Annotated in this window: 19 protein-coding genes; 9 read left to right on the top strand and 10 right to left on the bottom strand. The window is 60.1% G+C overall.

Annotation, left to right across the window (positions count from 1 at the left end; all coding sequences use genetic code 11):
* Positions 1-13: 13 nt before the first annotated feature.
* Positions 14-910: a D-alanine--D-alanine ligase gene (locus ACFWW4_RS07450; protein WP_411890258.1), complete on the bottom strand. Its 897-nt coding sequence runs from the start codon at positions 908-910 to the stop codon at positions 14-16.
* 246 nt (positions 911-1,156) lie between these two features.
* Here ACFWW4_RS07450 and ACFWW4_RS07445 point away from each other — a divergent pair, with 246 nt between their 5' ends.
* Entirely contained in the window at positions 1,157-2,188 is a 1,032-nt protein-coding gene (locus ACFWW4_RS07445; RefSeq protein ID WP_411890257.1) for a M42 family metallopeptidase, read from the top strand.
* A 58-nt stretch (positions 2,189-2,246) separates the two neighbouring features.
* Here the strand turns inward: ACFWW4_RS07445 and ACFWW4_RS07440 are convergent, their stop codons facing one another.
* Positions 2,247-2,663, bottom strand: coding sequence for an ABA4-like family protein (locus ACFWW4_RS07440; protein WP_411890256.1), 417 nt, complete (start codon positions 2,661-2,663; stop codon positions 2,247-2,249).
* 87 nt (positions 2,664-2,750) lie between these two features.
* Here ACFWW4_RS07440 and ACFWW4_RS07435 point away from each other — a divergent pair, with 87 nt between their 5' ends.
* Positions 2,751-3,197 carry a MarR family winged helix-turn-helix transcriptional regulator gene (locus tag ACFWW4_RS07435; protein WP_411890255.1) on the top strand — a complete coding sequence of 149 codons (447 nt, stop codon included), beginning with the start codon at positions 2,751-2,753 and terminating at the stop codon, positions 3,195-3,197.
* A 142-nt stretch (positions 3,198-3,339) separates the two neighbouring features.
* Here ACFWW4_RS07435 and ACFWW4_RS07430 read toward each other — a convergent pair whose 3' ends face one another.
* Positions 3,340-3,582: an accessory factor UbiK family protein gene (locus ACFWW4_RS07430; RefSeq protein ID WP_411890297.1), complete on the bottom strand. Its 243-nt coding sequence runs from the start codon at positions 3,580-3,582 to the stop codon at positions 3,340-3,342.
* 102 nt (positions 3,583-3,684) lie between these two features.
* On the opposite strand from ACFWW4_RS07430, the gene lgt reads away from it, so the two are divergent.
* The 5 genes from lgt (at position 3,685) to ACFWW4_RS07405 (ending at position 7,701) form a co-directional block, all read left to right on the top strand.
* The gene (gene lgt / locus ACFWW4_RS07425; RefSeq protein WP_411890254.1) at positions 3,685-4,563 is read left to right on the top strand and encodes a prolipoprotein diacylglyceryl transferase; all 879 of its coding nucleotides are present in this window, start codon (positions 3,685-3,687) and stop codon (positions 4,561-4,563) included.
* Positions 4,560-5,618: a class I SAM-dependent methyltransferase gene (locus ACFWW4_RS07420; RefSeq protein ID WP_411890253.1), complete on the top strand. Its 1,059-nt coding sequence runs from the start codon at positions 4,560-4,562 to the stop codon at positions 5,616-5,618. Before lgt ends, ACFWW4_RS07420 begins: the two co-directional genes overlap by 4 nt.
* Entirely contained in the window at positions 5,615-6,370 is a 756-nt protein-coding gene (gene pgeF / locus ACFWW4_RS07415; protein WP_411890252.1) for a peptidoglycan editing factor PgeF, read from the top strand. Before ACFWW4_RS07420 ends, pgeF begins: the two co-directional genes overlap by 4 nt.
* Positions 6,371-6,568: 198 nt before the next feature.
* Positions 6,569-6,757: a hypothetical protein gene (locus ACFWW4_RS07410; RefSeq protein WP_411890251.1), complete on the top strand. Its 189-nt coding sequence runs from the start codon at positions 6,569-6,571 to the stop codon at positions 6,755-6,757.
* Between the two features lie 209 nt (positions 6,758-6,966).
* The gene (locus ACFWW4_RS07405; protein WP_411890250.1) at positions 6,967-7,701 is read left to right on the top strand and encodes a Hint domain-containing protein; all 735 of its coding nucleotides are present in this window, start codon (positions 6,967-6,969) and stop codon (positions 7,699-7,701) included.
* Here the strand turns inward: ACFWW4_RS07405 and ACFWW4_RS07400 are convergent.
* The 3 genes from ACFWW4_RS07400 to ACFWW4_RS07390 are packed head-to-tail and all read right to left on the bottom strand — an operon-like array spanning position 7,694 to position 10,644.
* Entirely contained in the window at positions 7,694-9,073 is a 1,380-nt protein-coding gene (locus ACFWW4_RS07400; protein WP_411890249.1) for an MATE family efflux transporter, read from the bottom strand. The genes ACFWW4_RS07405 and ACFWW4_RS07400 overlap by 8 nt on opposite strands.
* Before the next feature lie 42 nt (positions 9,074-9,115).
* Complete coding sequence (locus ACFWW4_RS07395) at positions 9,116-10,012, bottom strand: nickel/cobalt transporter (protein ID WP_411890248.1); 897 nt, start codon at positions 10,010-10,012, stop codon at positions 9,116-9,118.
* The gene (locus ACFWW4_RS07390; protein ID WP_411890247.1) at positions 9,994-10,644 is read right to left on the bottom strand and encodes a DUF1007 family protein; all 651 of its coding nucleotides are present in this window, start codon (positions 10,642-10,644) and stop codon (positions 9,994-9,996) included. Before ACFWW4_RS07390 ends, ACFWW4_RS07395 begins: the two co-directional genes overlap by 19 nt.
* Positions 10,645-10,735: 91 nt before the next feature.
* On the opposite strand from ACFWW4_RS07390, the gene ACFWW4_RS07385 reads away from it, so the two are divergent.
* Entirely contained in the window at positions 10,736-11,383 is a 648-nt protein-coding gene (locus tag ACFWW4_RS07385; protein WP_411890246.1) for a TIGR02453 family protein, read from the top strand.
* Positions 11,384-11,406: 23 nt separating this feature from the next.
* Here the strand turns inward: ACFWW4_RS07385 and ACFWW4_RS07380 are convergent, their stop codons facing one another.
* Genes ACFWW4_RS07380 through ACFWW4_RS07365 form a run of 4 tightly spaced genes read right to left on the bottom strand, consistent with a single transcriptional unit; the run spans position 11,407 to position 15,287 of the window.
* A complete protein-coding gene (locus tag ACFWW4_RS07380) occupies positions 11,407-13,032 on the bottom strand; it encodes a DUF4166 domain-containing protein (protein ID WP_411890245.1) in 1,626 nt (541 codons plus the stop codon).
* Entirely contained in the window at positions 13,029-13,433 is a 405-nt protein-coding gene (locus ACFWW4_RS07375; RefSeq protein WP_411890244.1) for a thiol-disulfide oxidoreductase DCC family protein, read from the bottom strand. The genes ACFWW4_RS07380 and ACFWW4_RS07375 overlap by 4 nt, the downstream gene beginning before the upstream one ends.
* Before the next feature lie 37 nt (positions 13,434-13,470).
* A complete protein-coding gene (locus ACFWW4_RS07370) occupies positions 13,471-14,406 on the bottom strand; it encodes an isopenicillin N synthase family dioxygenase (RefSeq protein WP_411890243.1) in 936 nt (311 codons plus the stop codon).
* Complete coding sequence (locus tag ACFWW4_RS07365; RefSeq protein WP_411890242.1) at positions 14,403-15,287, bottom strand: NAD-dependent epimerase/dehydratase family protein; 885 nt, start codon at positions 15,285-15,287, stop codon at positions 14,403-14,405. Before ACFWW4_RS07365 ends, ACFWW4_RS07370 begins: the two co-directional genes overlap by 4 nt.
* A gap of 113 nt (positions 15,288-15,400) precedes the next feature.
* Here ACFWW4_RS07365 and ACFWW4_RS07360 point away from each other — a divergent pair, with 113 nt between their 5' ends.
* A complete protein-coding gene (locus tag ACFWW4_RS07360) occupies positions 15,401-16,687 on the top strand; it encodes an alpha/beta hydrolase family protein (RefSeq protein WP_411890241.1) in 1,287 nt (428 codons plus the stop codon).
* Positions 16,688-16,808: the final 121 nt, after the last annotated feature.

Genomic DNA, 16,808 nt, shown 5'->3' with positions numbered 1-16,808 from the left:
AAAACCCTGCGCGCTAACGATCAAGCGATGCGTCTTTGACAAGAAAATCGCAAAGATCGGGAAAACTCATACCAATACAGGCAGCCTGCTGGCCGGCATTTGAGTTGGGGCGCAAGCCGGGTTGGGTGTTTGTCTCCAACGCAAAAAGACCATCGGCGCCCAGGCTTTCATCCCAGCGTATGTCAGTGCGGCTGATCCCGCGACAACCAAGCCCATTGTGCGCGCGTTCCGCCAGATCCAGGCAGCGGTCATAAATGTCAGGTGGCAGCTTGGCCGGCAATATCCGGTTGGCATCGCTCAGCGTATATTTCGAGTTGAAATCGTACCATTTCCCAATGTCGAATTCAGATACAGCGATTGCTTTGCCATCCAAAACCGCAACCGTAAGCTCACGACCGGGAACAAAGGCCTCGATCATGAAAACGTCGCGTGAATTTGACGGGATCACGGGCGGGTCATCGCCCTCTTCGATAAGAAAGAACCCACCAAGGCTGGATCCTTCATTGTGTGGTTTGACAATGTAAGGGGGGGCCATCGCATGGGCTTCGCCAATGTCAGCCCGAGACATCAGGCGACTCTCAGGCGTCGGCACACCTGCGGCATGATAGGCAATCTTGCTACGCTGTTTATCCATGGCCATGGCAGACGCAAGAACACCTGAATGCGTGTAAGGGATCTTCATCCACTCGAATATGCCCTGCACACATCCGTCCTCACCCCAACGTCCGTGAAGCGCATTGAACGCCACGTCTGGCCTGATCGAAGACAGGCATTCAGGAAGGTTTTCCTCCGCGAGCACCAGATGCACGTCATACTTCAGCAAGCGCAAGGCCTCTGAACAGGCCTCGCCCGCTGCCAGAGAGATGTCATGCTCCAACGAAGGACCACCGCATATAACAGCGATTCTCAAACTCAGTATCCTCGACCAAAGCTCATTCAGCATCACGAATTTCAGAAGTTTGCGGCTGAGGCAAGCGTTGTTCTCTTACCTTCACGCTTCCGCACACGACGCTGGTCACGATACTAACACAGATTGCATACTTAAAATGGGGCACTGAAACGTCGTGTCGCTTGTGTCATTCCCAATAGGGATGAACTGCCGCATTATTCTCTGGCCAAGCGTCTGACACGCGACCCCAAAACAGGAGCCAGCGCCATGAACACCGATCTTCTCAAACGTCTGTGCGAAACCCCGGGCGTGCCGGGCCACGAACAGCGGGTGCGCGATCTGATCATGGATGAGATCAAGGGTATGTTTGATGAGGTCACAACCGATCCGATGGGCTCGCTCCTCTGCCGCCGCAATGCCAAAACCAAGGACGCCCCCAAGGTCATGCTGCTTTGCCATATGGATGAAATCGGCTTTCTGGTCAGCCATATCAGCAAGGACGGGTTCATTTATCTGCAGCCTGTCGGCGGTTTTGACGCGCGCAACCTGTTTTCGCGGCGTGTGCTGGTCTGCACGGATGATGGCGACTTCAAGGGCGTAATGAACCCCGGCGGAAAACCGGTTCACATATCGACCCCGGAAGATCGCAAGAAAATCCCGCCTGTCGGTGACTTCTTTGTTGATCTCGGCATGGGCAAAAAGACCCGCAATTTGGTTAAGGTCGGCGATTTCGTCGTAATGGACGAACCCTTCCTGGAAATGGGTGACAAATACGTCTCAAAGGCGCTGGACAACCGCATCGCCTGCTGGCTGGGGATCGAGGCGATGCGCAAGCTGGGCAAGAAAGGCAAAGGGGCTGAAATCCACGTGGCCTTCACCTGCCAGGAAGAGGTCGGTTTGCGTGGCGCCCGCACTGCATCTTATGGCATCAAGCCCGATATCGGGTTGGGGATCGACGTGACCCTTGCCTGCGATACGCCGGGTGTGCCGGACAAGGACGCAACAACGCAGCAAGGCAAAGGCTTCGGGTTGCATGTGCGCGACAGTTCCTTCATCGCCGACAAGGCACTGGTAAACGACATCGAAACCCTCGCGAAGAAAAAGAAAATCCCTTACCAGCGGACGATGCTCGCCGCAGGCGGACAGGACGGCGCCGCCGCCCAGCAGGCCGCCGCCGGAGCACGCGCCGTCGGGATCACCGTCGGCACACGCTATATCCACACGGTGACCGAGATGATCGACAAACGCGACCTGCAGGCGGCGCTGGATATTCTTGTGGCGTATCTGAGTGAGTGGTAGGTATTCGAGGCGTTTCTGGTCATTCGGGTCACGATCAAATGCGGCTTTGGGCCGCCCACTACGCCTGTCGAATACGGACAGCCCGCATTACCTGGAAGGCGAGGAACCCAGCAGGCCCGAATAGAAAGATCAGCGGCAGACATGGCGCAACGAACCAGAACCCCACACCTTCGGCGCGTGCGGTACGGCAGACCCACGCGCCAATAAACAGATCAAAAGCAAGAAAATGAACCCAGCCCGCAAGGGCCGCCTGCTGGGAAGAGAACAGTTCCATCACATCTGCCAGTGTGCCAAAGCCGCCACCACCGACGGACGGCATAACCAGCAACGCAACATAGCCAAGCGACAGGACAATCGGCAGGATCGTCCCGGCGATCCGGTCCGACCATGTGGGAATGAGCGGTGAGGCCAGCAATAACAGCCACCCCATCATTGCAACGATCCCCGCAATTGAGAAAAAAATTTCGAAGTTCATGGTGAAGGGAACCTTTCAAGACAAAGTGTCAAGCACATATCGTGCAAATTGCTTGCAAACGCAAGCGATTCGCAATAGATACTCCGCATGACAGATCAACACACAACCAACGCGCTGCGGCTTCTTCAGGCCGCTGACGATTTTCGGGCCGGGCTCGCTGGCGAATTTGCGGCTGTCCACGGCATATCCGTGAACGAATTCATGATGATGCTGCATCTTGAGCGGTCTGCGGCGAACCGACTGTCCCGTGTCGATTTGGCCAAGCGGATGCATGTCAGCGCATCCACGATCACGCGCATGGCCGCCCCGATGGAGAAACTCGGCCTCGTTGATCGGGAAGTCGATGGGCGGGATGCGCGGCTCGTCTATGTGGTGGCCACGGATGCCGGGCGGAAAAAGCTGACCGAAACGCTTGCGACCTTCTCAAAGCGGGCAGGCTATCTGTTCAACGACCGTTGGGACGATGACGAGGTTATCCAGTTCGCCGCCATGTTGCGCCGCCTGATCGGCGGAACAGGGGATATATTGGCCTAATGCGATAGGGCCCCGCGCCAATTGGCAGGACACCTTCGGAATTGTCAGGGAAATATCAGGTTGGCCCCGCCGAACGGCCATCACCACGCGCGCGGCTCAGCCTCTGCCGTCGAAAGCCAAGAAAGGCGTGATCTGACTCAGATCACTTCTTGCCTTCCAGCGCCTCGATCCGTGCCTTCAGCGCCTCGTTCTCTTCACGGGCTTTCTGGGCCATGGCGCGTACCGCGTCGAATTCCTCACGCGTGACGAAATCGCGCTCCGCCAGCCAGCGGTCCATCAGGGATGACATGGCAGTCTGCGCTTCGTCCTTGGCGCCCTGTGCCACGCCCATGGCGTTGGTCATCAACTGGCTCAGGTCATCGAAAATCTTGTTCTTGGTCTGCATCATATTCTCCAATCCGTTCCCTTCTATATGGGCCCAAGCAAAGCATCGCACAACCCGACAAGGCTGGTTGACTTCGCCGCACCTCCGGGAAACACATGGCCCATGTTGGCTGCTATCCCCTTCCCCGATATCTCACCCGAAATCTTCGCAATCGAAGTCTTCGGCTTCAACCTTGCCCTGCGTTGGTACGCGATGGCCTATATCCTGGGCATCGCCATTGGCTGGTTCATCATCAGGGCCGCGCTGCGGCGCCCGCATCTGTGGCGGAATGGGCCGCCGATGGGGGTGGAAAAACTCGAAGACCTACTGACCTATATCGTCATCGGGGTCATCGGTGGCGGGCGGCTGGGCTATGTCTTTTTCTACAAACCGGCAGAGTTTCTGGCCAATCCTGTTGATACCATCCGCATCTGGGATGGCGGATTGTCGTTCCACGGGGGGTTCCTCGGCGTGGTGCTTGGGGTCTACCTCTTCAGCATGCGCCACAATGTCTCCCTGCCGGATCTGTCCGATATTATCGCCGTGTCCGCCACCCCGGCCATCCTACTGGTGCGGATCGCCAATTTCGTCAATGCAGAACTCTGGGGGCGCCCGACTGATCTGCCATGGGGCGTTATCTTTCCCGGTCCCAGCGCACAGGCCTGTGCCACCGCCACAGCCCCCTGCGTGCGCCACCCGTCCCAGCTTTACGAGGCCGGGCTCGAAGGGCTGCTGCTCGGCACCCTTCTCCTTTTCCTTGCCTTCCGTTTCGGCGCGCTCAAAAAGCCTTGGCTTCTGACGGCGATCTTCTTCATGGGCTACGGCCTTGCCCGGTTCATCGTGGAATTCGTCCGCCAGCCTGACGCACAATTCGTCAGTGTCGGCAACGAACTGGGCCTGCGCCTGCATATCGACGGTTACGGCCTGACCATGGGCCAGTTGCTCAGCCTGCCGATGATCATTGCCGGGATCACCGTCATCCTGATCGCCCGCCGCCGATGACCGCCTTGGGCGACCTCCTGATCGCCCGCATCGGGCGGACCGGGCCGATCACCCTGGCCGACTATATGGCCGATTGCCTGATGCATCCCGAGCATGGCTATTACGCCACCCGTGACCCACTGGGAACCAAGGGCGATTTCATCACGTCACCCGAAATCAGCCAGATGTTCGGCGAATTGATCGGGCTGGCACTGGCGCAAGCGTGGCTGGATCAGGGTGCACCCAGCCCCTTCACGCTGGCCGAACTTGGCCCCGGGCGCGGCACACTGATGGGTGACGCGCTGCGGGCGACTCGGGCCGTACCTGGGTTTCATGACGCCGCACAGGTACATTTCGTCGAAAGCTCGCCAGTTCTGCGCAGCGCGCAGGCCAGAGCCGTACCCGATGCGCAATGGCACGACAGCCCTAACGCATTGCCTGATGGCCCACTGTTCCTGATTGCCAACGAATTCTTTGACGCACTACCGATCCGGCAATTCGTCAGGGACGGGTCAGGTTGGCGCGAACGAATGGTCGGGCTTAAGGATAATAAACTGCATCTCGGCCTGTCAGATGCCACGCCACTAACCATGCTGGCCCACCGGCGGGACGACACGCAGGACGGCGATCTGGTCGAGACCTGCCCGGCCCTGCCCGGCATCATCCAGACCATCGGCGCTCGGATTGATACCCATGGCGGGGCCGCCCTGATCATCGACTATGGCGACTGGCAATCGCTGGGCGACACGCTGCAGGCTGTTACAGATCACAGCCCCTGCGACCCGCTGGACCAACCCGGCGCGGCCGACCTGACGGCCCATGTGGATTTCGCCGCCATTGCCGCCAACGCGAATCCAGCCAAACACACCCGGCTGACGACGCAAGGCGTGTTCCTAGAACGCCTTGGGATAACAAACCGTGCCCAAGCGCTGGCACAGAAACTGACAGGCGACGCACTTCAATCCCATATCAAGGCACATCGGCGCTTGACCCACCCCGACGAAATGGGTGACCTTTTCAAAGTGATCGGCCTCTATCCCGCAACGGCGACTCCGCCACTCGGACTGGAACCATGACGCTGGAAATCATCACCGACCCCGCCCTCAAGGGCACAACCCACGGGTTTTTCACGCGGGCCGGTGGGGCGTCCTCGGGCGTATTCAAGGGGCTGAACTGCGGCTACGGAAGCTCGGACCAGCATGATATCGTCAGCATCAACCGCGAACGTGTGGCCAAGGCGCTGAACGTTCAGCCTGACAGGTTGGTGGGGGTCCACCAAATCCATTCCGCCGATGCGATCAGCGTGACCGGCCCCCTTGGCACCACGATCAAGGGTGACGGGCTGGCCACGGCAACACCAGGGGTTGCACTGTCGGTACTGACAGCGGACTGCCAGCCGGTCCTGTTTGCCGATCAAAAGGCCGGGGTGATCGGGGCAGCCCACGCCGGATGGAAGGGCGCGCTTGACGGCGTGTTGGAAGCCACGATCAAACAGATGGAAACGCTGGGGGCCGCTCGCGCCAACATCGCCGCCGTCATCGGCCCGTCCATCAGCCAACGCAATTACGAGGTCGGGCCGGAATTCCTGGACAAGTTCCTGCAGGCCGATCCGACCTATAGCCGCTTCTTCGCCGGCGGATCGGGGGACCGGATGCATTTCGATCTGCCCGCCTTTGGGCTCTACCGGTTACGGCAGATCGGGGTGCGCTCCGCCACATGGACGCGGCACTGCACCTATGCCGACCCGGACCGGTTTTTCAGCTACCGCCGGTCGGTCCACAAGAAGGAAGCGGATTATGGGCGGCTCATCGCTGCAATCCGGCTCTAAAAGCGGCGCGAATGGGGCTTTTAGATAACGGGTTCAACTCCTGTTCATCCTGAATGACCCCAAGTCAACCTTTGATACCTTATATTTCAATGACTTAGCCAAATATCCGGCCAATTCCTGCCCGTTCCATAACTTTTCATGTCTCTGCCAAACTGTTGCCCGTTTGGTTGGTCACCTTCTGGGGACAAGGGTTAGGGGATGACGACAAAAGAAGAAGGCGGATCCATGAACGATCGTTGGCAAAAATCTCTCGAGGCTGCAGTAGCCGCATATGACACCCCAATGCCCTGGGAACGTGGCACGCAGCGTCAGGCGCTCATCACGCGGCGCAAGCTGCGGATCGATGAGATCCTCAGGGAGCGGGCAGAGGAACGCCGTCAGGCGTAATCCCGCATGGGCCGGATATCGGCGCGCTGTCCCGGCGCGTTGACAGCATTCCGGTCTGAACCTGTGACCACAGAAAACGGGCCTCTCATCACGATGATGATGCGAACAACAAAGCGAGATCAATTTGACGGACCATTTCCATCACGCATATCTTGCTTGTCCGGGCACAGCCCTGTGGCGCACCAACTGTATTCAGGGGGCCGGTCAGCATGGACCGCGCCGCTAGCGTAACCGGGCCGTCACCACGCAACATGATGCAAGCCCGCAAATATCAGGTCACGTACCTCAACAACGCCTCCGAGATTGAGGATTTCACCCGCATCGCACCGGCAGCCCCTGCGTTCGAGGATGCATTCGGCGCGCTCGGCCACGGGGCCATCCTGCAAACCGCCAACGGCCCGATGGCGGTCGAGGATCTGCTGCCCGGTGATCAGATCCGGCTCGCCTGCGGTGATTTCGAAACGCTGCTCTGGCGTGGCTCCATGACCATCAAACCGGGGGATGAGGCGACCAGCCCCGATGCCTCCAGTCTGATCCGGATCACAGCCGATGCGCTGGGGCTCGACCGGCCATCACCCGATCTGGTGCTGGGGCCCACCGCCCGGCTCTATCACAGGGCCAGCAATGTGCGCACCCTGACAGGCAGCCGCGCGGCCTATATTCCGGTGCGTGATTTCATCGACGGTAACGCCTTTGTCGAGTTACGGCCCGCCACCCCGGTTGCGGTCTATCAACTCGGCTTTGCAAGCCACAGACGGCTATCGGTCAACGGGATCGAAATCGAAAGCCTGCACCCCGGAACCGCCTTTGCCCTCGGCCTTCGTGGCGACCGGCTGGCACAGTTCCTGTCGCTCTTCCCGCATAAACACAGCCTCGAAGATTTCGGCACTCTACAATACCCGCGGCTCCGCTTGCGCGACCTGGACCTGTTCGACCTCAAATAGCCGGTGCAGTGACGGCCTTCGCTCCGATACGGACCGACCGCCCCCAGAACCGCCACATCAGAAGCAGTGCCGCCACCGCCAAGCCGATGACCAGGCCCAGCCACAGCCCCACAGGCCCATAGCCCAACGTGAACGCCAACACATAGCTGGCCGGCAACCCGATCACCCAATAGCTGATCGTCGCCATGACCATCGGTACGGTCGTGTCCTGCACCCCCCGCAACAGGCCCAGTGCCATGACCTGTGCCGCATCCACGATCTGAAAAAGGGCGGCAACAATGACCAGACTGGCACCGATACGCAGCAGGGTCACCCGCTCCGCCTCATCAGGATCAATGAAGAGAGACACCAGAACCTCGGGGATCATCATGAAAACAGCCGAGGTCAGGAGCGCAAACAGCGCCGACATGCCAATCGCCGTCACACCGCCCCGGCGCAACAACAGCTCGTCCCGACGACCCAGCGCACGGCCCGCCCGGACGGTCGCGGCCTGACTGAACCCGATATGGACCATGAACGCCATGCTCGCCAATTGAATGGCGATGCCATGGGCGGCCAGTTCGATTGCACCAATCCAACCCATCATCACAGCAGAGGCGCTGAACAACCCGCCTTCAGCCAGTGAGGTCAGACCAATCGGCCAGCCAAGCTTGAACACACGGGCCATGATCTGGGAATCGCTGCGCCAGAAATTCTTGAACAGTTCAAACTGCGGCAGCACGCGCAAGGTATAGATCAAAAGGATCAACACGGTCACAGCCGTGACCGACAACGACGCAATCGCCGCCCCCTGAATACCCAGTTCCGGCGCGCCCCAATTGCCGAAAATCAGGGCATAGTTGACCACCACATTCATCAGCGCCGCACCAATCGTGGCCCATAGAATAATCGCCGTATGCTCCAAAGCCGCCAGAAACGACTTCATGGTCATGACGATCAGGGCGGGGATCATCTGCCAGATGACAATCTGAAGATAGATATGGGCCAATGCCGCAACCTCGGGCTCCTGCCCGATGGCAATCAGGATCTCCTCAGCCCAGAAAAACGGGATCGTCACGGCCAGCCCATACATGATCGACAGCCACAGCCCCATGCGGGTCACCCGGCGTACCTGGGTGTCATCGCGCTCTTCGGCAGCGGCGGCCACCATTGGCGTAACGGCCTGCGCAAAACCGGCGCCGACGATGAAAATGACAAAGAACATCGTACCCGCAATGGTCGACGCGGCCAATGCAGTGACATCATACCAGCCCAGCATGATCGTATCGGTGATATGGATCGCAAACTGGGCCAGATTGCTCAGGATCAGGGGCATTCCCAGCACCCAGATCGCCTTGGCGTGGTCCTGATATGTCTGCGCGGGTTGGGTCATGCGCCCAGCCTTAGGCGCGATTTGACGCATGGTAAAGCGCTATCAAAGGCTGCGCAGCACCAGTTGCCCGGCCAGAATCGCCACAATGCCACCAGCCACCAATTCGGCCAGCGCAAGCGTGCGCGCAACACCCGCGCCGCTGACCAGACGCAAGGCACTTTCACGAAACCCGACCGCCAGCACCGCCACGGTAACTGTGATGGATGCGGTTCCCAGACCCATCACAAACGCCCCGATGATCCCGGCCCAATCCAGATCCAGACGCCAAGTCAGGATCAACAAAAACAAGGCACCCGTGCAGGGACGGATGGCAATGGTCCCCACCACAATCGCGGCGTCACGCCAGGACCGGACGCTTTTGGCCTGCTCGATCGTCGGACCATGGGCATGACCGCAATGACCACAGACCGCGTCCTCGCCATGATGGGCGTGGTCATGGACCTGCGACGCGGCCCGCAAATGGCGGACGCCCCGCCACACCAGCCACAAGCCGACCAGCCCGATCAAACCGTAACTCAGCGGGGCCATGATCCGGTCCGCCGCCCCCGTCATCTGTTCGCGGCCCCAGCCCAGCACAAACACCCCGGCATAGACCAGCAGCACAGCGGTCGCGGCCTGCGCAAGGGACGAGGCGAGCGCCAGCCCCGCCAGCCGCCCGGCGGGCACACGCGCCCCGACACCGTAACCGCCAATCACCAGCTTGCCATGGCCCGGCCCAGCGGCATGCACAAAACCATAGGCAAAACAAAGACCCCACAGGGTCAACAGGGCCGCCATGTCACCGGCGCGCAAGGCCCGCAGGGCCGCCGCCATCGCGTTCTGCACATCGCGTTGTGCCGCCGCCGCCATACGGCTGATCTGATCGGCACCACCAAAGCCCCACAACCAGACCGCCGCCGCGATCAATGCGGCCAGCAATCCTAAAGCGGCGCTGCGCATATCACCGTGACCGTATCGGCAAAGGCTTGTCCCACTTCGGGAAAGTCTTCATCCGGGCCGACATCGGATGCCGGACGCCCGTAAAGCAATTCCTCGACCATTGTATAGGCCGCATCCAGATTGGCAGGAACAATCGTGACCTCACAATCGTCCCGACCTTCGATACGCACAGGGCGCACCAGATCATAGGCGACATAATAGAAGGGATCATAGGCGCGCACGATCAGCGGGGCATTGCGATCAGCAAGGCTGGCCACCGGACGCAGATGCGTCTCGACAAAGATGCCTTCCTCAAACGTCATGCGGTGGTCACGCTTTTCAGCCAGCGGCAACACCACCTCACCCTGCATCACCTCAAGATCGCCGGTATAGTCCGGCGGCCAGGCCGTGATCTGCTCGTCCAGCAGGGTCTGCTTCGCCGCTGTCAGAACCGTATCACCATCCAGACCGATGCCCAGATCCGTGCTAACCAGCAGCGAAAAGAACTCATCATAGGTCCAATCAAGCCGCACGGCGACGCCCCCATCACCATCAAAAACAATGACCATCTCGGTCTGCACAAACACATGCGGATGGGCCACTACAGGCAATGGCAGCATCAGTCCGGCGATCAGTGAAAATGTCCGTAGCATGTCACCTAGGTAACGGTGATCCGGCGTCATCACAATGGACATCCACATCACACCCGCGCCATTCTGGCACCAATCCGCCAAGGAGAATGCAATGACCGGATACAATACCCTGATCAAGGACGCGCGCAGCTTTTACAAAGCACTCGACGCCAACAATACACGGGATTGGTGGCAAGAGAACAAGGCGACCTATGACACCAAACTCAAAGCACCCGCGCTGGACCTGCTGGCGGCGCTGACGCCACCCCTGTCCGACCTCGCCGATGTGCCAATCACATCCAAATTGTTCCGACCCCATCGCGATGTGCGGTTTTCCAAGGACAAGACGCCCTATAACACCCACCTTCACATGATGTGGGCCATCGACGGCGACGCGCCCCAGAACCCGGTGTTTTTCTTCGGGATCGGGCTGGATTACGTGACAGCAGGTGTCGGCATGATGGGGTTCGACAAACCCGTGCTGGCCAATTGGCGCAAGATGCTCGACCTCGACACCGACCGGATCAAGGGGATCGTGGCCGATGTGGAAACCGCCGGTTTCAACTTGCGTGAACCCGCGCTCAAACGGGTGCCTTCACCCTATGATCAGGACCATCCCGCAGGGCGTCTGCTGCGGATGAAAGGGGCCGTGGCGGGTAAAGAATTGGGAGCCAAGGCCAAATTGCCGGACGACATCGTCACCGCGTTCAAAACCGCATGGCCCTTCAACAACCTGCTGATCTCCATCGCCGAGGCCTGAGCGGGGATGGGTCAAGACCCATCTTACGCCGCGGCTCTGTCCTTCTCTCCCGACAGCGTCCCCCGGTAATGCACGATCAGCGCCCCGGTCAACGGGGCTTTCAGCGCCACATCAAAATGAAACGTTCCATCTTCGGCATGCTCATGGGCGATACTCTGGGGTAGCAGGAACTGCGGTAGCGGGACAGGGCCAAGCCGGCCGGACAACACCGGAAACTGAAGCGTGCCATCCCTGACATGCAGACCCAGCACAAAGGTGAAAGGACCAAACCGCTCTGTCATCTGGCCACCCTGCTGCCGTAGAACGGACCGAAACACCTTGTCACCGAACTGCCGTTCCCAGACCTCGCCCGCCCCATCGGGCGTCATGGTCACCGTCACCGCAATATCATCCGTCGCCTTGGGAAACCCGAAAAGCACCCCGATCAGCCGCGACAACAGCGATGTGCCACGCGCCACGGTCGCCCGCCCGGTCAGGCGACGCGGACCATAGACCTGATGCGCCTGCTGCACCGGTCCCGGCAGTTGATCGAAATCCGCGCCCAACTGGCGGACAAACAAGGGCGTCAGGCCCTCCTCCACCCGCTCCGTCTCAACCGCCAGATCAGCCATCCCCGCCTCAATCGCCGCAAGGCTCACCACCGCCACCGCAGGCCGCGCGCCGGGTCCAATCGCATCAGGCTGTCGCAACACAACGCGGGCCGCAACAGCCGGGATGAACGGCCCCTCACCCGCCCGCGCGATCAGGCGCCAGACGCGCCGCTGCCACCCCTCCGGATAGCGCGCTGTCACCGCCACGAACATCCCGCCCTCATCCGTGCCAAAGGGCCAGAGCAGCTTGGCCAACCACAGCATCAGGCGGACAAACCAGTCGGGTATCCCAAAGCCCAGCTTGCCCCGCACCCATGAAAATGCAGCCAATCCGTAATTCATAATGGGCAGTTCCAGCCCCGCCCGAAACAGCACCGTCCGCGCACCAAAAGTCCCAGCAAACAACCGATGATCCGGTACTTCGATCATCCAGGCCTTGCGGATCATACCCTGCCCCAGATCAAACCGGTCTGGCCGCGACCAACTGCGCATCGGCACCTTCGCCCCGTCAATCGTGACATCAAAAGGGCACCCGCATTGATGTAGGATGCTTTCCACCACCGCCTTCCCACGCGGAGCACGGTTTCCTGGCAAAATGGCACTACTGATCGTGTCGACCTCAAGCGCACCCTCCGCCAGCGCCGCCACAGCGGCTGACGATATCGCTGGCACGCTGGACACGCCCGATAACACAAAGACACCCGCCGTCTTGGCCGCCTCGTCGAGCACGCCAATGCCAGCGCAAAAGGCCGGATCATCCGCCAGGTCGAGGTAATGCACACCCTGCGCCACACAGGCGCGGGCAAAGGCGTAAGGATCATCGCCATAGGCATGAAACGGCCCGGCAGCATCCACCACGGCGTCAGGTGCAAGCGCCCAAAGCCCCGCCAGATCGCCCTGCCGATCCACGATCAGCGGCTGCGCGCCCGCCTCCGCCGCCAGCTGCGCAGCCTTATCCTCTGACCGACCTGCGACGACCACATCATGCCCATCACGGACCAACAAACGGACCAGCCGGGCGCCAAAAACACCATATCCGCCCAGCACCACAACCTTCATGGCAAAAGCCGCGCGCGAAAGGCTGGATCAGGCAACGCGCACATATCGTCCCGGCCAAACATGGCATATCGGTTCCGGGCCACACGGGCATAAAGCCAGTCGCGCAAGCGCTTGGGAATAATGCGCAAAATCGAACAGATCCTGCCCCAGCCGCCAGACCGCTCGCCCACCCGGATCATCGCATCAAAATCGCGCCAGACGGTATCGCCTTCGATAAACAGCCAACTGTCCGGGTCCAGCGCATCCAGTCCATGCGCGCGCATCAGTCGCGCGCCGGTCTCACCCTGAATCGTGGCGATGCGGATCTCACCGGACCGGTCCAACCGGTGGAGCATACGCGCACCCCACGAACACAAGGCACAGGTCCCGTCCATCACGGCAATCGGCTGGGCATCAGTCATGGCAAGCGCCCTAACCCCAATCCGCGCAACATACAATTCAAACGCCGGTCGCCTGAAATTTCTGCATCAGATAGGGGCCGGAGCGCACCGGCGGATAGGCATCCGACCCGTCAAGCGGCACGATCTCGGCATCCCAGTCCGGCTGATGGAAAAATGCCAGCGACTGGCGCGCCGGCTGGTCTGGTATGGCCACGACACGATGCAATGTGCTGACCCAGCGATCCGCCGTCCACCGCGCCATCAGATCCCCGATATTGATCACAAACGCCCCGTCCGGCGCTGGCACATCCACCCATGTGTCACCTTGCTTGACCTGCAGGCCCTGACGACCCGGCTGCGGCAAAAGGATGGTCAGCGATCCATAATCGGTATGAGCGCCCGCGCGTTGTTGTCTATCCAACGGCACATCCACCGTGGCCGGATAATGCAGCGCCCGCAGTGCCGAAATCGGGTCGCCGATGAAGCGGTCAAAATGATCCTCCGGCAGTTTCAAAGCCAATGCAAAGGCACGCATGATCCGCGCGGCCAGCGCCTCCATCGCCGCATAATAGGCTTCCCAAGCGGCACGAAACCCTGGCAGATCCGGCCATAATGTGGGCTGATAGCAGAACGCCATCGCCTCATCCGACGCATTAACAGGCACGCGTAAAGGGCCGCCGTTAAAGCTTTCTTTCAGATCAGGCGGCGTCTCTTCCCCCTTGGACCGGGCCAGCGCCTCGGCATCGGGGCCCAGATACCCATAAGGATACCCCTGATAAGGCGGCGCGACCGCCTGTTTCTGCGCCAGGTCCTGCTGAAAAAACGCATCCGCCGCGGTCCAAACCGCGTCAATCACCGATTGGTCCACCCCATGCCCCTGCAACACCAGAAACCCGGTGTCCCGGCAGATCCGATCCAGATCAGAGGCCATGTCGTGGCGTTCGTCTTGACGCGCGGCCTCAAATGCTGCCAGATCAAAAACCGGAAAACTCACCCCAACACATCCCGCCACGAATGCTGCGGCGCAAACCCGACCATGTGCTTGGCCTTGTCATTGGCATACATCGTCTCAACCGGGCGCATCTCGCGGCGCTGCTCCACCCCCTGATAAAACCGGTCAATCACCTCGGCGCTGGTGATCCCCACCGACAGATCGTCGTTCGAGACGTTAAACACCTGATACCCCAACCCGTCGGTCTTCAGGCAGCAATCCACCATATGCCCCAGATCGCGAGCGTCGATATAGGCAAAGATATTGCGACGGCGGGTGGCGGGATCCGCCATAAAAACTGGAAAATTCTCAGCATATTCATGCGGTTCGATCACGTTGTTGATACGCAACCCATAGACATCCGCGCCACTGCGCGCCTGAAACGACCGCCCCGTAACCTCATTGCAAACCTTGGACATCGCATAGCTATCATGGGGCACGGTCGGATGATCCTCATCCACCGGGACATAATCCGGCTTCACCTCACCATCGGCAAAACACACACCATAGGTCGTCTCGGAACTGGCAAAAATCACCTTGGGGATACCCAGCTTCACCGCCGCCTCAATGACGTTATATGTGCTCAACGTATTCTGGCGAAAACACTCGCCATCGGTGCCGATCATGACGCGCGGCACGGCGGCAAAATGCACCACGGCATCATAGCGAGGCACGCCCGTCCCTTCATCCAATTCATGAAAATCGGCGAACTGCGACATCGCGCCAATCACCTGCCCCGCATCGCAGAGATCAATCAGCAACTCCGAACAGTCGAGACCCGATGCCACCCGGTCCACATTCAGCACCCGATGCCCCTGTTCCAGCAGATACCGGATCGCCCATTTGCCCGCCTTGCCGCTGCCGCCTGTAAAGAAAACCCGCATATTCCGCCTCCCGCTCACACGCCAGCCTAGACCGCCCATCGCCAAATTCAACGGTATTCATCCCGGAACCCGGCGGCTAGGTTAACCACGACTCAAACACGCAGGAGACACCGATGCGCACCATGACCGCCGCTCTTGGCATTATCGCCGCCACCGCCGCCCATGCCGAAAACCGCATCGACATCGTGCGGCCTGACGCGCCGGAACTGGCAGCCTACGGGGATCACAAGATCGGGGTCACCACAATGACCTTCACCAATCCCGACCAGATCGATGTGGTCAATACCGGGTCCAACGGTGATATCGCCCGCTATGACCGCAGCCTGACCGTCGAAATCTGGTATCCCGCAACCGATGACACCATCCCCGGCGGCACGCTGACCGCATTGGTGCGCGACGGCATGACCGAGGCAACGCTGACAGGTCAGGCCGCCCGTGACGCCGTCCCCGACACCAGCCAGACCTTCCCGCTCGTCATCATCTCGCACGGCTATCCGGGCAACCGGTTCCTGATGTCGCCTCTGGGTGAAAACCTCGCTTCCAAAGGCTACGTGGTCGCCTCCATCGACCACCGCGACAGCACCTATGATGATCAGACCGCCTTTGGGTCCACCCTCGTCAACCGGCCCTGGGATCAGCGGTTCGTGATTGACAGCATCACCGGGCTGGGCGGTGATCTCGGCCAGATCGTACAGGACGATAACGTGGCCATCATCGGCTATTCCATGGGCGGCTACGGGGCGCTGATCTATGCAGGCGCCGGGGTCACCAACGCCTCCACCGAATACACATGGGGCGCACCGCAGGGACTGCTCGAACGCAACATGATGGGCACCGAAAGCCATGCCGGGCTGGAAGACCCCCGCGTGAAAGCCTTCGTCGCCTTCGGCCCTTGGGGCAACAACACAGGCTTCTGGGACGCGGATGGCTGGGCAGGCATCGACAAGCCCCTGATGCTGATCGCAGGCAGCGTGGATGACGTATCAATCTACGATGATATCCGGGGCATCTTTGACGACACAGTCAACACCACCCGGCATCTGCTGACCTTTGAGAACGCCAACCACAATGCGGGCGCCCCCATGCCCGCACCGGTGGAAACCTATGATCTACCCGCCAATGACGACGGCTGGTTCCCCTTCGGCCATTATTCCGATGCGGTCTGGGACACCACAAAAATGAACAATGTCAGCCAGCACTTCATCACGGGCTATCTGGACCTGCACCTCAAAGGGGATGACGGCAAGGCCGATTATTTCGACCTGGTCCCATCCGGGACCGATGCCGTCTGGTCTGTCGATGACAATGGCGATCTTCAAGATGACCATACCTATTGGAAAGGCTTCCGCCCGCGCAGCGCCTTCGGGCTGATGTTCGAAACAAAACAGGCGGGGGAGTAACGCTGTCGGCGCACCACACCAAATCCTGACACAGGATTTGACGCCAGACTTTCTGCGAAAGTCTGCCTGTCCCGGCACCGGACACGGCAGGGCCTTGCGCGCGCAACCTGCCATGCCCAAT

Source organism: Yoonia sp. SDW83-1 (assembly GCF_046762885.1).
GTDB lineage: Bacteria > Pseudomonadota > Alphaproteobacteria > Rhodobacterales > Rhodobacteraceae > Yoonia.
Note: the sequence above shows the minus strand (reverse complement) of the source record. Positions and strands in the feature narration are given on the sequence as shown.

Coding starts and splice junctions, on each gene's coding strand:
- ACFWW4_RS07445 (WP_411890257.1), top strand. CDS start 1,157: ATGAACACCGATCTTCTCAAACGTCTGTGCGAAACCCCGGGCGTGCCG.
- ACFWW4_RS07440 (WP_411890256.1), bottom strand. CDS start 2,663: ATGAACTTCGAAATTTTTTTCTCAATTGCGGGGATCGTTGCAATGATG.
- ACFWW4_RS07435 (WP_411890255.1), top strand. CDS start 2,751: ATGACAGATCAACACACAACCAACGCGCTGCGGCTTCTTCAGGCCGCT.
- ACFWW4_RS07430 (WP_411890297.1), bottom strand. CDS start 3,582: ATGCAGACCAAGAACAAGATTTTCGATGACCTGAGCCAGTTGATGACC.
- lgt (WP_411890254.1), top strand. CDS start 3,685: ATGTTGGCTGCTATCCCCTTCCCCGATATCTCACCCGAAATCTTCGCA.
- ACFWW4_RS07420 (WP_411890253.1), top strand. CDS start 4,560: ATGACCGCCTTGGGCGACCTCCTGATCGCCCGCATCGGGCGGACCGGG.
- pgeF (WP_411890252.1), top strand. CDS start 5,615: ATGACGCTGGAAATCATCACCGACCCCGCCCTCAAGGGCACAACCCAC.
- ACFWW4_RS07410 (WP_411890251.1), top strand. CDS start 6,569: ATGACGACAAAAGAAGAAGGCGGATCCATGAACGATCGTTGGCAAAAA.
- ACFWW4_RS07405 (WP_411890250.1), top strand. CDS start 6,967: ATGGACCGCGCCGCTAGCGTAACCGGGCCGTCACCACGCAACATGATG.
- ACFWW4_RS07400 (WP_411890249.1), bottom strand. CDS start 9,073: ATGACCCAACCCGCGCAGACATATCAGGACCACGCCAAGGCGATCTGG.
- ACFWW4_RS07395 (WP_411890248.1), bottom strand. CDS start 10,012: ATGCGCAGCGCCGCTTTAGGATTGCTGGCCGCATTGATCGCGGCGGCG.
- ACFWW4_RS07390 (WP_411890247.1), bottom strand. CDS start 10,644: ATGCTACGGACATTTTCACTGATCGCCGGACTGATGCTGCCATTGCCT.
- ACFWW4_RS07385 (WP_411890246.1), top strand. CDS start 10,736: ATGACCGGATACAATACCCTGATCAAGGACGCGCGCAGCTTTTACAAA.
- ACFWW4_RS07380 (WP_411890245.1), bottom strand. CDS start 13,032: ATGAAGGTTGTGGTGCTGGGCGGATATGGTGTTTTTGGCGCCCGGCTG.
- ACFWW4_RS07375 (WP_411890244.1), bottom strand. CDS start 13,433: ATGACTGATGCCCAGCCGATTGCCGTGATGGACGGGACCTGTGCCTTG.
- ACFWW4_RS07365 (WP_411890242.1), bottom strand. CDS start 15,287: ATGCGGGTTTTCTTTACAGGCGGCAGCGGCAAGGCGGGCAAATGGGCG.
- ACFWW4_RS07360 (WP_411890241.1), top strand. CDS start 15,401: ATGCGCACCATGACCGCCGCTCTTGGCATTATCGCCGCCACCGCCGCC.